A 16117-nucleotide genomic window follows, 5' to 3' on the forward strand; every position below is an offset into this window, starting at 1 on the left:
CGGCCAATACCGCAAGAAAAAAGAGAGGGCAGCCTGCGCCACCCTCTCCTGCACGGCGCTTCTGTGGCGCCGCTCCTGCTCGAAACCCGTTACTGGTGAACCACACGGTATCCTTGCTGGCGCAGGCATGCGGGTTCGTATGCCCGCTTGACCTTTTTGCCATCCCAGAAACCAACTTCGCACTGGCGGGGCAGGCTATCGGAATATCGGTAATGCTTGCCGAGGCATTTCGGCGTCAGCAGGGGGCGCTTGTTCGAATACGACTTGAAGGTGCGCAGGCACCGCTGCGGCAGGTCATATCGTGCCAGCCGCTGCGGCCGCGGGCGCACCGGGTAGTGATCGACGACAGGGGGCTGGTAGACCGGCGCGTGCTGCCGTGTTGCCTGATCCGCGCGCCTTTCCTTGTTGTAGTAGTGAACACCTGCCCCAATCAGGGCCAGCGCCGCCAATCCGCCCAGCAGATCCCTGGTGTCGGCTGCGCGCGCCTGTGACACGGAAATGCCGGTTATCGTGATGGCGGTCGCAACGATCAGCGCAATGAATTTCCTGTGCATTATACCTGTCCTTTGTCTTTTTGCGGGCGGCCTGCTCACGGCCGGGAACTTGATGACCAGAACCTGGGGCCGACCATGCCGGACAAGCAATAACGGGCGGTTGTTATCCGATATCAGCGTCGCAAACCCCTTGAGATATTGAATATCCGGCCACCTCATGCGCAGGATGCGGCCTATGAAACAGATCCTCTCTTCTCTGGCCTTCATGGCCCTGATATCGCTGGGACCCACTGCGGCGGCAGCCCAATGTTATGCGGATTACAAGGCCAAACAGGACAACCCCCTGCGGCTGCATTACGGCGTCATGCAGGTTGCAGCCTGCGACAAGGGACAGGCCAAATCCGAGGTCGCCCAACGCCTCGGTGCTTCGGGCTGGACCTTGCTGAACGTCATATCCGTATTCGGACCCGAAGGATTGGATCAAAGGAAGGCAAATGCCGGAAAATTCTTTCTCCGTTTCTGAGGCCCGGCGATCCGGTACGCGGCTAGTTGGCGCGGGCATTACCGCGATTGTCCTGATTCTGGTTACGGCAGCCGTCTTCCTGTTCTGGACCCTGCCAGATGCAAACGCCTTCAACGCCCGTGTCGAGCGCCTGTTCATCGAGTCCGACCTGACTTCGCAAACCGAGATTCGCCTGTTGGAGATTCTGGCCCAATCCGGCACGGCATTTGCCGACACGCTGTCCAGCTACCGGATGGTGATCTTTGTCCTTTTGGTCTTTGCCAGCGCGATGCTGATCTCGGCCCTGGTGTTTCTGGTGATGCTCGTGCTGCTGAACCGGCGCATGGCGCAGATCGAACGGACGGGCATTCAGGTGACGTCGCTGCTGATCAGCCGCGAGGAAAACACCGTCTATCTCAACAACATGGATTTCAAACTGACCCCGGCGGCGATGGAAACCCTGTCGGTTCTGGCCGAGTCCCGGCTGGATGACGAGGTTCTGTCCGGCGCTCAGATCGAAGCGATGATTTCGGGCAGGGATGCCGCCGACTGCGACGAGGCCGCCGGTGCCACCCGGATCAAGCGGCTGCGTGATGCATTGGGCAATCAGATGGTCAGCGAATTGCTGGTCAAGAATATTGCCAAAAAGGGCTATATGCTTTCGATCGAAAAAGACGTCATTCAGATGGTCTGATCCGCAGGCATTGCCGCGCACAATTCTGCAAATCATCGTTAACGCCCTTGGAAAACCGGCGGTGAAGGCCCATCCTATAAAGACCTGCGCCAGCGGAGGTTGATGATGAACATCCACGCCACACCTGAAACCAAAGGATATGGAATCTCGGTCGAACGGCTGAAGGGGCGGATTGCGATATACCGCGATCAGATCCTTCTGGCGGAAAGCGCAAACGCCAAGGTCATGTATGAAACACGCCTTGCGCCGACGATCTACATACCCCGCGAGGATGTCTGCGTTGATCTGAGCGATGAAACCGAATTACAGACCTTCTGCCCGTTCAAAGGCACCGCGACTTATCATGATGTGATTCTGGCTGGCGAGCGCCTGGGAAATTCCGTCTGGGCGTATGAGGACGCCCTGCCCGAAAGCGCCGCCATACAAGGTCACATCGGGTTCATGCGCAATGCGTATACCGATCTGGACCTAGGGGAAAACACGCTTCGCGAACCGCAGGATGGCAACATCAGCGGCCCTCTGATCGATTGGCTGATGCGCGGCGCATCAGAGAACGAAACACCCGAAGCCTTTACCAAAGCCCTCGCGGAAAAGATGCTGGACCATGGCATTCACATTCAGCGCCTCAGCATTCTGGCCTGGTCCCTGCACCCGCTGATCGCGGGAAAACACTACATCTGGGAAAAAGGCGCGGCCGAGATTTCGACCAACGTCCCGACCTATGAAATTCACGATCACCCCGCCTATATCAACAGCCCGTTGCGCCACGTCTCAAACGGGCTGGGCGGGGTACGTCAGCGGCTGAACGACGATAACCCCCATAACAGCTTTCCGATCATGGAAGACCTGCGCGCAAAAGGCGCCACCGATTATGTTGCCATGCCGCTGCGCTTTTCGGACGGGCGCACCAATGTGCTGACCCTGACCTGCGATCACCCGGATGGGTTCACCACCGAAAACCTTGGGCTGGTCTTTGAATGCTCAGCCGTAATCGCGCGGTTTTACGAGGTGTTCATGCAGCGCGAAAACGCGCAGGTACTGCTGGAAACCTATGTCGGCAAACGCACGGGCGCACGGGTTCTGGGCGGCGAGATCCGACGCGGCGACGGCGATGAAATCGATGCCGCAATCATGTTCTGCGACCTTCGCAATTCTACCAGCCTTGAAGAGAAACTGGGCCGGTCAGCCTATATCAACCTGCTCAACGATTTCTTCGAAACGGTTTCGGGGATCGTGCACGAAAACGGTGGCGAGGTTCTGAAATTCATCGGCGATGCGGTTCTTGCGGTGTTTCCGGCAGGCGACGATGCCGCCGCCGCCCGCACCAATGCGCAGCGTTCGGCCATCGGGATCGTGGAAAAACTGGCCACCCTGCGCGGGGAGGGCTCGGATGCGCATTGCGACTGCTCGATCGGGTTGGCCTATGGCCGGGTGACGTATGGCAATGTCGGCTCTCGCGAGCGGCTGGATTTCACCGTCATCGGTCAGGCCGCCAATATAGCGGCCCGGCTTGGTGAATACGGGAAGTCGGCAAACCACAGGATCGTCGTGTCAAAGGACATTGAACCCGCCTGTTCGAACGCCGTTCCCCTGGGAGAGGTCAGGCTGCACAATGTATCGCAGCCCATAATCTCATTTGCTCTCAAAACGGCTGCGGACGCGGTGCTGGACGGCTGACATACGATGAGCTTGAGGGCGCGCCAGACTTATGCGTTTTTTGGGCATGACACGCCGCCTGCTTCAAGGGACTAACGCCATCATCTGCGCCACTGCAACCGCCGCATTGCAACCGATTGCAAGTTTCGTGCAAAGGTGCATAGTGCTACTATGAAATTACTTCCTAGCCTCCCCCCAATCCACAGACACCAATCATGAGTGTCACGCTCAAAGATGTTGCAGCCCTTGCCGGCGTCTCGCGCTCGGCGGTCTCGCGCACGTTTACCGAGGGCGCGTCGGTTTCGGCCAAGACCCGCAGCAAGGTCGAAAAAGCCGCGCAGGAACTGGGGTACAGCCCCAACGCGCTTGCATCCTCTCTGACGACAGGGCGGACCAAGCTGATCGGGCTGATTTCCAACAACTTTCACAACCCGATTTTCCTTGAAGTGTTCGACCAGTTCACCCGCGCCCTGCAGGAACGTGGGCTGCGCCCGCTGATTGTCAATCTGACGGACGAAACGGAGCCCGCGAATTCGGTCAGGATGCTGCGGCAGTATTCGGTTGATGCGGTGATTGTCGCCTCATCCACTCTGCCGCCGAGCTTTGCCAAGGCGTTTCACGATGCAGGCGTCCCTGTTGTGCATACGTTCGGTCGGTCTGCCACCTCGCCCGAAGTTCACGTCGTGGGGATCGACAACGTGGAATGCGGGCGCATGGCCGCGCGCGAGTTGATGGCACGCGGCTACAAGCGTGTCGGATATCTGGGTGGCCCCAAGGATGCGACTTCGGCCATGGACCGGTATCGCGGGTTTATGGAAGAGGTCGAAAAATACACCGACCTGGAAGTGTCCCATTCTTTCGCCGACAACTATTCGTTTGAAGCCGGGCGCGCCGAGATGTTGCGACTCCTGGAAGGGGCTCCGGCTGATGGGTATTTCTGCGGCGATGACATCCTTTCGATCGGGGCGTTGTCCGCCCTGTCGGATCACAGGCTGAAGCCGGGCATCGATATCGGCATCATCGGTCTGAACGATATGGAAATGTCGCGCTGGGAAAGCGTGAATCTGACGACCATTCACCAGCCGATCAAGCAGATCATCACCTCGTCCGTCGATCTGGTCGAGGAGATGTTGAAGGACCCCGCCCGGTATCCCGAAGCACGTATCTTCCCCTGCCGGGTGATTGAGCGGGGCACGTTGCGGCCCCGCTCATAATCAGCGGAACATCGGTGGACGGGCGTCTTTCCAGACGCCATCTTCTTTCGACGAAGCGACCGCGGCATGAACCGCCGCGATCGAGCGGACGCCGTCCGACGGCGTCGGCAGACCGTCGCGCAGCTCACCCCGGATGGCATCGGCCAGATCGCAATAGATGTTGGCCACGGCCAGTGGGAAACCCTCGGGGTGGGCGATGGCAACGCGTGACAGACGCTGAGTCTCTTCATGCAGACCGCCCTCGCCTTTTTCGATGATCTGGGTTCTGCCGCCCACGGGTGTATAGATCAGCTGGTTGGGCTGTTCCGAGGTCCAGCGCAACCCACCGGTTTCGCCAAACACCTGAATGTCGAACCCGTGCTGACGTCCGATGGCCACGGACGATGTCCAGAGCCGTCCAACCGTGCCTTTCTGCGTCCGGAAATTGATCATCGCATCGTCTTCAAGCACGCGGCTCGTAATGGTCGAGGCCAGATCGGCCGAGAGCTTTTCGACCTCGTCGTCGCAGATGAAGCTGGCCATGTGCAGGGCGTGAATGCCGCAATCAGCGAACTGGCCCGAAACGCCCGCCATCGCCGGGTCATAACGCCAGCGCACACGGGGGTTGTCGGCATCCGTGGCGTCGCCGTGATGTCCGTGACTGAAATTGGTCACCACCAGCCGCACATTGCCGATCTCGCCCGCCCGCACCATCGCTCGGGCCTGGCGCACCATCGGATAGGCGGAATAACAGTAGTTCACGGCGCAGATCTTGCCCGAGGCCTGCGCTATGCGGACGATCTCTTCGCCTTCTTCGACGGTCATGGTCATGGGCTTTTCGCACAGCACGTTGAACCCGGCCTCAAGAAAGGCTTTCGCGATCTCGAAATGCGTCGCATTGGGGGTGGCGATCGTGACCAGATCGATGCGGTCGGGGCGGTCCTTTTCGCCCGCCAGCATGTCCTGCCAGCCGCCATAGGCGCGATCGGCAGCAATGCCCAGACGCTGTGCATATTCACGACCCACATCGGGGCGGTGATCCAGCGCACCTGCCGCAAATTCAAACTGCCCGTCCGCCAAAGCGCCCAGACGGTGCGCGGGTCCGATCTGGCTGCCTTCGCCACCGCCAATCATGCCCCATTTCAGCTTTGCCATGGTTTTTCTCTCTGTAAAAACTTGGTGTATTTGCGATCAGAAATCGCGGATCTCTGTCCATTGCCGCTGCTCCGACGATGCCAGCGCAGCCGCCAGCACGCGGTTGACCTCATGCCCGTCGCGGAAAGTTGGCCAGATCGGCTCGCCAGTGTCGATGGCCTGCAGGAAGTCCTTGGCCTCGATGATGATCTGGTCCTGATAACCGGTGCCGTGACCCGGGCCCTGACAAAAAGGTTCATAGTCGGGGTGTGCGGGGCCTGTCAGGATTTTGGTAAATCCGCGATGCGCCTCGGGACCTTCACGGCGATAGAACCAAAGGGCGTTTTGGTCTTCCTGATCGAACCGAAGCGCGCCCTTGGTGCCCGAAATCTCATATGCGTAGCCCATCTTACGCCCGGTTGAGATGCGGCTGACATAGATATTGCCCATCGCGCCATTTGCGAACCGGCACATGATCTGGGCGTGGTCATCATTGGTGACTTTGCCGCCCGGGCGGTTTTCGTGGACGGTTTCAACCTCGGCCATCACCTCGGCAATCGGTCCCATCAAGGCAAGCGCGCCGTTGACCATATGGGGCGCAAGATCGCCAATGGTTCCGTTGGCCATGCCCGTCGTGCGCCACGTGGCCGGAGCGTCAGGATCGGCATAAAAGTCCTCGGTATGTTCGCCCCTGAACCAGGTGACATCACCCAATTCTCCGTCAGCAATCAGTTTCCGTGCAAATTGTGTCGCGGGCGTGCGGACATAGTTGAACCCGACCATGTTCGCGACACCGGCCGCTTCGGCTGCGGCAACCATTGCCTCGCCATCCTCCATCGATGCGCCCAGGGGTTTTTCGCACAGTACCGGCTTGCTCAGGGTAAAGGCCGCCTCGGCAATCTGGCGGTGGGTTTCCTGCGGCGAGGCGATGACCACGGCCTCGATCTCTGGATCGTTGACCAGCGCCCGCCAATCACCGGTCGCGCGCTTGAATCCATAGGCCGCCCGATACCGTTCTGCGCTTTCGGGGCTTGAGGCACAGATCATCTCGAGACGCGGACGCAGCGCGGTGTTGAACACCGCGCCCACCGCCGCCATGGCAACGGAATGGGCCTTGCCCATATAGCCGCCACCAACAATTCCAATTCCGATTTCAGGCATCTGTCACGGCTCCGAACATATCATTTGCAACCGGTTGCAAAATCAGTATCGTGTGAATCGATTCAACGCAAGGTCCAAACTTTGCCGACCCCATTTTGCCGGAGGACATGAATTGAGCGCTTTGATAGATGGTATCAAAGGAAACCGGTTTGCCGTTTTCGGGCGCGCAGGCATGGATTTGTTCGCGGACCCGATCGGTGTCAAAAGCGAGGATGCCGATACCTTCCACGCCGATCTGGGTGGCTCGTCCGCCAACATCTGTGCCGGCCTGGTCAAGCTGGGCAGCCGAGCATCGCTGGTCACGTCGGTTTCGGACGACGCCGTTGCGCGGTTTTGCCTGAACCGGTTGCGGCACTACGGCGTGGATACATCCTACATCCGCGTGATCGGCGGTGAATACCGCATGTCCATGGCGATCTATGAAAGCACGACCGAGAACTTTCAGAACGTGATCTATCGCAACGGCGCGGTCGATTTCCAGGTCACGGAAGAGGATGTGGACAAGGTTGACTACGGTGCCTTCTCAGCCGTCCTTTCCGCTGGAACGGTATTTGCTTCGGAACCCTCACGAAGCGCCACGTTCCGCGCCTTCGAGAACGCGCGCAACGCAGGGCTGCCAGTGATTTTCGACATCGACTATCGCCCCTATAGCTGGCCTTCGCCCGAAGTTGCCGCCGACGTCCTGTCCCGGGCAGGCGAGGCGAGCGACCTGATCGTGGGCAATGACGAAGAATTCGGGTTCATGGCGGGTGGCATCGACAAGGGGTTTGCCAAGGCCCGTGAACTGGCCGCAAAACCGGGCCGCGTCGTGATTTACAAGATGGGCGAAAAAGGTGCCGTGACCCTTGCTGACGGTCAGGAGATCACGACCGGAATCTACCCTGTCGATGCGATCAAGCCCGTCGGCGCCGGCGACAGTTTCATGGCCGGTCTGCTGGCCTCGATTGCGGCGGGGTATTCGCTGGAAGATGCCGTGATGCGTGGCTCGGCCTGTGCCTCGATTGTGGTGTCGCAACCCGGTTGCGCCCCCGCCATGCCGACGACGCCGGAACTGAACGCTTTTTTGGCCGCGCATCCCGGCCCCACCTCATAGGAGTTTGATATGCATATCGCGCCTTATGACAACCGGAACAACCCGATCGTCGACGCGGACGATCCGACCGTCCCGCTGAACTATTTCAACATCGTCAAGCTGAAGAAGGGCGAGGCGTTCGAATATCAGGTGCCCGGCTATGAGACCTGCATCGTGCCCGCCACCGGCAGTGTCGATGTCGATGTCGAAGGGGTTCAGTTCCCCCGGCTGGGCAACCGGGGCGAGGATGTCTGGGACGGCGAGCCGGAAGGTGTCTATGTGCCGGTGGGCGCAAAGGCGCAGATGGTCTGCGTGTCGGACGAGACCGAGGTGTTTGTTGCGGGTGCAAAATACGACAAGGTTCTGGATCCGTTCGATGTGCGCCAGCATGACCTTGTGCAATACGGCAGCGACGACACCAAAACGCACCGCAAGATCAAGCACATCCTCGGCCAGAAACAGCATGACAAGGTTGGTCGCCTGCTGGTCAGCGAGTTGTTCACCGTCGGTCAGGGCGGATGGTCGGGCTTCCCCAGCCACAAACACGACACCAATCGCTTTCCGGACGAATCCCGGCATGACGAGACCTACAATTTCCGTTTCAAACCCAACTGGGGGTCTGGCCTGCAAATGCTGCAGCGCGAAGACAACGAACCCGGCGATGCCTATCATATTGTCGACGGATCCACGATCTGCATCGACAACGGCTATCATCCCTGCTGCGTACTGCCTGGATATGAGATGTACTATTTCACCATCCTCGGCGGCCTCAGCCAGCGCTCGCTGGTGCAGTATTTCCAGCCGACACATGCCTACCAGATTGAGACGATTCCGGGCATCAAAGACATGATCGCGAAATTCAAATGACCCTTGTTACGCTTTCCGAAGTTCTGAGGCCCGCCTATGAACAGGGCTATGCCGTGGGGGGCCTTGTCACGCTGGGCTGGGAAGACATGCGCGCCTATGTAGCCGCGGCCGAGGCGGAAAACGCGCCGGTGATCCTGCAGGCGGGCCCCAGCTGCCGCGAGCACACGCCGTTGCCGATTCTTGGCAAGATGTTCCGGCATCTGGCCGAAAACGCCTCGGTTCCTGTCGTCGCGCATCTGGACCATGGCTACACGTTCGAGGAGTGCAAGATAGCGCTGGATAGCGGCTTTACCTCGTTGATGTTCGATGGGTCGCGCAAGCCGCTGCAGCAAAATATTGATGAAACGGCGGCGATTGCCGAAATGGCCCATGCGGCAGGGATTTCCTGCGAGGGCGAGATTGGTTTTGTCGGCTATTCGGGGGGCGAGGGATCAAACGGAACCGATCCGGAAGAAGCTGCAAAATTCGCCCGCGAAAGCGGTGTGGATGCGATGGCGATCTCGGTCGGAAATGTCCATTTGCAGGAAAACAAGGAAGGTGGTCTGGACGAGGACCGCATCGCGCGGATCGACGCGATGACAGACGTGCCATTGGTGATTCATGGCGGCTCCGGCGTACCGGTGGAACAGCGCAGTCGGCTGGCGCGCGACAGCTCGATCTGCAAATTCAACATCGGAACCGAGCTGCGCATGGCCTTTGGCGCCGCATTGCGCGACGCGGTCAACCGCGACCCCAACCGGTTCGATCGTGTTACCATTTTGAAAGAGACGCACGATCCGGTCGAAGCCGCCGCCCGTACGGTGATCCGCGCATTCGGCGCCCCACCGCAGCGATAATCGTCAGACCGTGAATGCCGCCCGGAACGCGGCCAGCGCAGTTTCGGGATCCTCCAGCGCGTAGGCTTCCATGCCCACCGGTCCCCGGTACTCGAGATCATATAGTGCACGCGCGACCGAGGCGTAGTTGACCTCGCCCGTTCCGGGCTCACACCGGCCGGGATTGTCGGCCACTTGAATCTCACCGATCCAGGGCAGGCATTTGTCGCACCAGCGGATCAGGTCGCCTTCGCCGATCTGCGTGTGATAGAGATCCAGATTGATGCGCAGCTGAGGGCGGTCAACGGACGACACCAGGGCCAGAACGTCTTCGGTCGATCCGAACGGACAACCGGGATGGTCCAGTTGGTTGAGGTTTTCCAGCGTGAAGACCACGCCTTCCTCCTCGGCCAGATCACAAATGCGGTTCAGCGTATCGCGCGCCTTCAGCCACATCTGGCCGGTCACGACCTCATGCTGCCAGATTGGTATTCCGTTTTCGCCCAGACCCGTTCCGTGCAAATTCAGGCGTTGTACACCCAGCCGCTTGCCGACCTGCGCCGACTCGCGTGCGGTCTTCAGCAACATCTCGGCGCCTTCTTCGTCGGCCAGTCGTCCTTCGACATAGCCGTCCATGATGGTGAATTCCGCGCCGGTGGCTTCAAGCTTTGGTATGTCCAGATCAGGCCAGCTCCAAAGGCCCACGCCGAACCCCATTTCCTTCAGCCGCGCCGCCCGCCAGTGCAGAGGTTTATCCAGCCAGAGCATCTCGGCGCAGGCCGCAAGTTGAAACGGATGGGACATGCTAGCTCTCCTAGAAAGTGCAGATCAGATCGAGCCGCCTTCGACCATGAAATTGCCAGCGCTGCACATCGCGGCATCGTCAGAGGCCAGAAACAGAACCATGCGGGCCACGTAGACGGGATCGATCGGGTCGGGCAGACATTGCCGGTCAACCTGTTTTGCCAGCGCTTCGGGCGTCACCCACAGGTCTTTCTGCCGGTCCGTCATGATCCAGCCGGGCACAACGGTGTTGACGCGAATCCGGTGGTCTCCAAGCTCGCGCGCCATGGTTCGGGTCAGGCCGTGAACGGCGGATTTTGCCGTGGCGTAGGCGGGGAAACCGGCCCCGGCCTCCCACCAGGAATTCGAGCCGAGATTGATGATTGAGCCGCCGCCTTTTGCAATCATGCCCGGGGCAACAGACTGAATGGCAAAGAACATGTGGCGAAGGTTGATCGCCATACGTTCATCCCAATACTCGGCCGTCACTTCGCGCCAGTCGTGGCGGTCATCATGGGCGGCATTGTTGACCAGTACATCGGCAGCACCCAATTCGTCGGCCAGTTCTCCGATTGCCGTCTGCAGGGCTTCGATATCGCGCAGATCGCATGGGGCAAAGGCGTGCTCGCCGTCCAGATCGGCCAGCAAGGCGAGCCCGGCATCCGCGTTGATGTCCAGAAACCCTACCTTCGCACCCTGTGCGGCAAAGGCCCGCACGGTTTCGGCCCCGATGCCGCCAGCGCCGCCTGTGACGAAGACGGTTTTGCCTGCAAGGCTGAGGTAACTGGCAAAGCTATCGGTCAACCGTCCCGCTCCATGATCCATTCAACTTCGGGGGCCGGAACAAAGCGCCACTTTCGCAGCGGTCCGGCCATGACATTCAGGTAATACATCTCAAAACCATATGGCGCACCGCAAGGGTGATGTCCGCGCGGGACGGTCACAACATCGCCATCCGAGACAGCCATCGTCTCATCCAGCTGCCCGTCATCGGTATAGACCCTTTGAATGCCAAATCCATTGGCGGGGTTCAGGCGGTGGTAATAGGTTTCCTCAAGATAGGTGATGCGCGGATAGTCATCCTCGTCATGGCGATGGCTGGGATAGCTGGACCAGTGCCCGTTCGGCGTGAACACTTCAGTTACCAGCAGGCTGTCTGCGTAGTCTTCATTCTCCATCGCGATGTTGTTGATGTAGCGTGTGTTCACACCCTTGCCCCGTTCGGTCAGGGTAATCCCATCGGGGCCGATGCGGCGGGCCTGATGTCCGCCCCTGCCCGGGGCCGAGCATACGGCGATGACGCAATCGGTTTCGGCGACGGCCTCCCACTCGGTTCCGTTTGGCAGGTAGAGGCAATGGGGCGGGGTTTTCTCAAAAACACTCATCCGGTCGCCCAGAACGCCCCAGTCCTGCTCCGCTCCACTGATCTGTGCCTTGCCTTCAACCATCACCAGAATGACCTCGCGGTCGCCGGTTGCCTCGGCTGCCCGGTCGCCCGCTTTCAGATGGTAAAGCCCGAAACCGACATAGCTCCACCCGGCACTTGCAGGCGTGATATCGTGCACCTTGCCCCGGGTTCCGAACGGCTTTTTCAGCAGGTCTGCCATGTGTTTTCTCCTTATTGGGCGGGCCTTAACGGCCCGCCAGTGTCTTAAATTCAGGCAGCTTGCCTTGTTTGCAGGGCTGCGTAAGCCTCGGACAGTTGCGCTTCGGTCCATCCCTCGGACACAGCCCGACGCAGGATGTCGGCCTGACTTTCGGGCGCGTTGCCACCGATGGGCGGATCGGTGTCCAGATTGGTTGGAAACGGATACCCCTCGGCCGTAGCGGCAATAGCTGCGTCCAACTCTGCCGTGCTGAGTTCACCGCGTTGTCTCAGTGCAATCAGCGCCGGAAACACAGCCTGAGACATGGAACGCCGGTCAATCGCCTCCATCGCGCGGCCAAAGGCGGATGAAATCTGCAGCAGGTTCGCCATCCGGTGAATATCCGCGCTGCTGTTTTCCCCTGCGGCATGAAACAGGGCCGGGTTGAAGAACACCGCATCCCCTTTTTCCAAAGGCAACTGAATACAGTTTTCCTCGAAATGCGCCCGATGCGCCGCGTCATGAAAGGCCAGATAGCCCGGCGGATAAAGCTGCGAGAACGGCAGCAGTTTGGTCGGGCCGCTTTCGACCGGCATGTCGCAATGGGCAACCGCCCCCTGCAAGGTCAAAGATGCGGTAACCAGATGGGCGTGCGCCGGATAGCGCGCGGCCGTGTCGGCGCTCTGGAACCCCAGATGGTAATCGCGGTGCGCCTGCTGGGCCTTTCCACCGGGACGTACCTGATTGATCTGGGCCGTGACCTGATAGTTCGGCCCCAACCACGCCTCACAAGCGGCGGCGATGACCGCATTTCCGAAATAAAGCGCAAAGCCTTCAGGGTCACGTAGGCACTGCTTTTGCAGCGCGTTCCAGACCCGGTCATTGGCGCCCGATGCGGCGAAGTGATCGCCCTCACCGGCGCCGCTTTGGCGTTCTTCCGCGATGATACGATGGAAGACATCGCTGGCCCGGTCGATCACGGACGTGTCCGCGAAGGCACCTTTCAGGGCAATCACGCCCGCCGATTTGTCCAGAACGCGACCCCATTCTGCCAACAGCGCCTTGCGCTGATCCGCTTGTTCCAGCGCAGGGCGCAAGGCCCGCATGTCGTAGATTGGAACGTTCTTCTCGACCGACGCGGCATGTGGCACCGCGCCAGCGTCGAGGTTCTGAGAGGTCAGCACCTTGAATTCATCCAGATCACAGGATTCCCGGTCGAAATAACCGACAAAACCAAGGTCCCGATCTACCATGACGTTCTCCTTTCTCATGGCCAAGGTGTTGCCCAATTGGGCGGATGTTACGCGACGATCTCCAATCCGGCCTGACCACAAACCTCGACGATGTGGTCGTAACCTTTCTTGGAGTATTCATAGGGCGGCGCTTTGGCCGGGTCCTGCTCGGCCTCGACCACGATCCAGCCGTCGTAATCCATCGCTTTCAGCGCATTGGACACGGCCTGAAAGTCGATGCAGCCATCGCCCGGAACCGTGAACGCGCCGGCAATCACTGCATCCAGAAAGCTGCGGTTGTTCTCGCGCACGTCCTGCACGACCGCCGGACGGATGTCCTTGAAATGGACATGGTGCACCCGGTCGCCCCAGCGGCTCAGGGTGGCCAGAACGTCCCCACCGCCAAACAGCAGGTGGCCGGTGTCGAAACATAGCTTTACCTCTGGGCCCGACCCTTCCATCAGCCAGTTCACATCATCTTCGGTTTCGATGATCGTGCCCATGTGGTGGTGGTAGGCCATCGGCATACCCTGATCCGCCATCCATTTCGCCAGCTCGGTGATCTTGGCGGCATAGGCCAAGACCTCGTCCCTGGACAGTTTCGGGCGGTTGTTGACCGGGGTGCCGATCTGACCCTGCACGGTGTTCGAGCATTCGGCATAGACGATGCACGGACTTTTCAGAGCCACGAATTGCTCGACCTGCTCGCGCACGGCCTCACGCTCTGTCGCGAAATCGTTGACCAGCGACGCGCCCGAGCACCAGCCACCGCATAGCGCGATATCATTGCCTTCCAGATAGGCGCGCAGCCCGTCAGTGTCGCCGGGCATCCGCTGGCCGCGTTCGACACCGGTGTAACCGATATCACGCGACTCCTTCAGCGCCTGCTCCATTGTATAGGCGGCGGTCAGATCCGGCAGGTCATCATTTTGCCAGGCGATCGGAGAGATCCCGATTTTCACGCTCATTTCGTGTTTCTTTCCTTGATGGCGGCTTCATAGGCCGCGCGCTTTTCATTCACTTCAGGGCGGATGCTGACCTCGGGAACCGCCACTTCCCACCAAGTGCCGCCATATTCGGTCGAGGGGTACGGATCGGTGTCGATCACCACCACGTAAGGCCCTGTGACCTCGCCACGTTTGGCAAGCGCATCTTCCAGTTCGGCAATGCTGCTGACCTTGACCGATGTCGCCCCCATCGCCGCCGCATGGGCTGCAAAATCAATGGCCGAGGGGTTCTCATGCACCGCATGATCCAGCAGGTTGTTAAACTCAGCCCCACCCGTACCCATCTGAAGACGGTTGATGCAGCCAAAGCCGCGGTTGTCGGTAATGACCACGGTGAAAGAGACACCCATCATCGCCGCCGTCGCCATTTCCGAGTTCGCCATCATATAGGTGCCGTCACCCGTGAAGCAGATCACGTCCCGATCGGGCTGGGCCATCTTGATGCCCATCGCCCCCGCGATCTCGTACCCCATGCAGCTGAAGCCGTATTCCATGTGATATGCACCGGGGCGCGGGGCTTTCCACAGCTTGTGCAACTCACCCGGCATGGTGCCCGCCGCGCACATGACCACTGTATCGTCATGCGCGGCGCGCTGAACCGCGCCCACCACCTGCATGTCCGTGGGCAGGGCATTGCCGTCGCCGGGCGCGTCGGTCAGTTTGTCGACCTTGCCGAACCATTCCGCCTTCAGCGTGTCAGCCACGGGATCCGCGCGGTAGCCCTGAAGAGCGACGCCCAACTCCTCCAACCCGACACGCGCATCAGATTGCAGGGGCATCGCGCCATGTTTCTCGGCGTCATAGGCAGCGATGTTCAGGCAGACCATCTCGCGTTCGGGGTTCGAGAACAGACCCCACGAGCCGGTAGTGAAATCCTGCAAACGCGTACCGATGCCCAAGACCAGATCGGCTTCGGCGCAGATATCATTGGCGGGTTGCCCGCCGGTCACACCAATGGGGCCCAGATTCAGCGGATGATCCCAGGCCAGCGCAGATTTGCCCGCCTGCGTCTCGGCAATCGGAATGTTGTGCGTTTCGACAAAGCTTTGCAGCGCATCGGTCGCGCCTGAATAGTGCACCCCGCCACCGGCAACGATGACCGGACGTTTTGCCGCCCTGATCGCGGCCACGGCGCGGGCCAGTTCACCCTCATCCGGGCGGATGCGGCGTTGATGCCAGACACGGGGTTCAAAGAAACTTTCGGGATAGTCGTAGGCCTCGGCCTGCACGTCCTGACAGAAGGCCAGCGTTACCGGCCCGCAATCGGCGGGGTCGGTCATGGTGCGGAAGGCGCGCGGCAGCGCCGTGAGCAGGTGCTCGGGGCGGGAAATACGGTCGAAATAGCGGCTGACCGGTTTGAAGCAGTCATTGGCGCTGACGGTACCGTCTCCGAAATCCTCGATCTGCTGCAGAACCGGATCGGGACCGCGCGTGGCGAACACGTCGCCGGGCAGCAGCAGAACCGGCAGCCGGTTCACATGGGCCAGCGCCGCTGCCGTCACCATGTTGGTGGCGCCGGGACCAATTGACGAGGTCACGGCCATGGCACGCGAGCGGCGCATCTGTTTGGAATATGCAATGGCCGCATGCGCCATGGTCTGCTCGTTATGACCGCGATAGGTTGGCAGGCTGTCCCTTACACCATGCAAAGCCTCGCCCAGACCGGCCACGTTGCCGTGACCGAAAATCGCCCAGACACCGGCGATGAAAGGCTCTCCGCCCTCGTTCATCTGTGCCCCCAGATAGCGCACCAGAGCTTGCGCGGCGGTCAGTCGGATTGTCTTGCTCATCTTGATCCCTTTCAACACATGCCGCTGCGGGCAATCTGTCGGGTTTCGCATTTTTGAAGGTTTCAGGCGCATGAACCGGCCTGATCAGGGTGCGGCCGTCTGGTGCCACGGGGTTTGGATGGCCCACCCGT

The 16117-nt window shown here is 60.1% G+C and carries 16 protein-coding genes; 7 read left to right on the plus strand and 9 right to left on the minus strand.

Going from position 1 to position 16117, the window contains the following annotated elements; genetic code table 11:
• Nucleotides 1–89 precede the first annotated feature (89 nt).
• Nucleotides 90–554 (minus strand): hypothetical protein, encoded by a 465-nt coding sequence (locus ACR0J8_RS03085; protein ID WP_321249627.1) that lies wholly within the window; start codon nt 552–554, stop codon nt 90–92.
• A gap of 175 nt (nt 555–729) precedes the next feature.
• Between ACR0J8_RS03085 and ACR0J8_RS03090 the strand changes: the two genes are divergently transcribed.
• From ACR0J8_RS03090 to ACR0J8_RS03105, 4 genes are all read left to right on the plus strand, one after another.
• Nucleotides 730–1017, plus strand: coding sequence for a hypothetical protein (locus ACR0J8_RS03090; protein ID WP_480522739.1), 288 nt, complete (start codon nt 730–732; stop codon nt 1015–1017).
• Nucleotides 989–1690, plus strand: coding sequence for a winged helix-turn-helix domain-containing protein (locus ACR0J8_RS03095; RefSeq protein ID WP_480522738.1), 702 nt, complete (start codon nt 989–991; stop codon nt 1688–1690). Before ACR0J8_RS03090 ends, ACR0J8_RS03095 begins: the two co-directional genes overlap by 29 nt.
• 105 nt (nt 1691–1795) lie before the next feature.
• Nucleotides 1796–3367 carry a DUF427 domain-containing protein gene (locus ACR0J8_RS03100; RefSeq protein ID WP_480522910.1) on the plus strand — a complete coding sequence of 524 codons (1572 nt, stop codon included), beginning with the start codon at nt 1796–1798 and terminating at the stop codon, nt 3365–3367.
• A gap of 194 nt (nt 3368–3561) precedes the next feature.
• The gene (locus ACR0J8_RS03105) at nt 3562–4560 is read left to right on the plus strand and encodes a LacI family DNA-binding transcriptional regulator (RefSeq protein ID WP_480522737.1); all 999 of its coding nucleotides are present in this window, start codon (nt 3562–3564) and stop codon (nt 4558–4560) included.
• On the opposite strand, the gene ACR0J8_RS03110 is transcribed toward ACR0J8_RS03105, so the two are convergent.
• Entirely contained in the window at nt 4561–5694 is a 1134-nt protein-coding gene (locus tag ACR0J8_RS03110; RefSeq protein ID WP_480522736.1) for a Gfo/Idh/MocA family protein, read from the minus strand.
• Between the two features lie 36 nt (nt 5695–5730).
• Nucleotides 5731–6834 carry a Gfo/Idh/MocA family protein gene (locus tag ACR0J8_RS03115; protein ID WP_480522735.1) on the minus strand — a complete coding sequence of 368 codons (1104 nt, stop codon included), beginning with the start codon at nt 6832–6834 and terminating at the stop codon, nt 5731–5733.
• A 112-nt stretch (nt 6835–6946) separates the two neighbouring features.
• On the opposite strand from ACR0J8_RS03115, the gene iolC reads away from it, so the two are divergent.
• From iolC to ACR0J8_RS03130, 3 genes are read left to right on the plus strand one after another with little or no spacing between them, the layout of a single operon-like run.
• On the plus strand, nt 6947–7927 hold the full coding sequence (gene iolC / locus ACR0J8_RS03120) for a 5-dehydro-2-deoxygluconokinase (protein ID WP_480888862.1): 981 nt from the start codon (nt 6947–6949) through the stop codon (nt 7925–7927).
• A 9-nt stretch (nt 7928–7936) separates the two neighbouring features.
• Nucleotides 7937–8773 (plus strand): 5-deoxy-glucuronate isomerase, encoded by an 837-nt coding sequence (locus tag ACR0J8_RS03125; protein ID WP_480888863.1) that lies wholly within the window; start codon nt 7937–7939, stop codon nt 8771–8773.
• Nucleotides 8770–9609: a class II fructose-bisphosphate aldolase gene (locus tag ACR0J8_RS03130; RefSeq protein WP_170679375.1), complete on the plus strand. Its 840-nt coding sequence runs from the start codon at nt 8770–8772 to the stop codon at nt 9607–9609. Before ACR0J8_RS03125 ends, ACR0J8_RS03130 begins: the two co-directional genes overlap by 4 nt.
• Before the next feature lie 3 nt (nt 9610–9612).
• On the opposite strand, the gene ACR0J8_RS03135 is transcribed toward ACR0J8_RS03130, so the two are convergent.
• The 6 genes from ACR0J8_RS03135 to iolD are packed head-to-tail and all read right to left on the minus strand — an operon-like array spanning nt 9613 to nt 15986.
• Nucleotides 9613–10392, minus strand: a complete 780-nt coding sequence (locus tag ACR0J8_RS03135; RefSeq protein WP_480522732.1) for a TIM barrel protein — start codon at nt 10390–10392, stop codon at nt 9613–9615.
• A gap of 24 nt (nt 10393–10416) precedes the next feature.
• The gene (locus tag ACR0J8_RS03140; protein WP_480888865.1) at nt 10417–11175 is read right to left on the minus strand and encodes an SDR family NAD(P)-dependent oxidoreductase; all 759 of its coding nucleotides are present in this window, start codon (nt 11173–11175) and stop codon (nt 10417–10419) included.
• Nucleotides 11172–11978, minus strand: coding sequence for a 5-deoxy-glucuronate isomerase (iolB, locus tag ACR0J8_RS03145; RefSeq protein WP_480522730.1), 807 nt, complete (start codon nt 11976–11978; stop codon nt 11172–11174). The genes ACR0J8_RS03140 and iolB overlap by 4 nt, the downstream gene beginning before the upstream one ends.
• A gap of 50 nt (nt 11979–12028) precedes the next feature.
• The gene (locus ACR0J8_RS03150; protein ID WP_480522729.1) at nt 12029–13210 is read right to left on the minus strand and encodes a phytanoyl-CoA dioxygenase family protein; all 1182 of its coding nucleotides are present in this window, start codon (nt 13208–13210) and stop codon (nt 12029–12031) included.
• A 47-nt stretch (nt 13211–13257) separates the two neighbouring features.
• Nucleotides 13258–14157, minus strand: a complete 900-nt coding sequence (iolE, locus tag ACR0J8_RS03155; RefSeq protein WP_480888866.1) for a myo-inosose-2 dehydratase — start codon at nt 14155–14157, stop codon at nt 13258–13260.
• A complete protein-coding gene (gene iolD, locus ACR0J8_RS03160; protein ID WP_480888867.1) occupies nt 14154–15986 on the minus strand; it encodes a 3D-(3,5/4)-trihydroxycyclohexane-1,2-dione acylhydrolase (decyclizing) in 1833 nt (610 codons plus the stop codon). Before iolD ends, iolE begins: the two co-directional genes overlap by 4 nt.
• Between the last annotated feature and the right edge of the window lie 131 nt (nt 15987–16117).

The sequence above is a fragment of the Ruegeria sp. N11 genome (genome assembly GCF_056531525.1).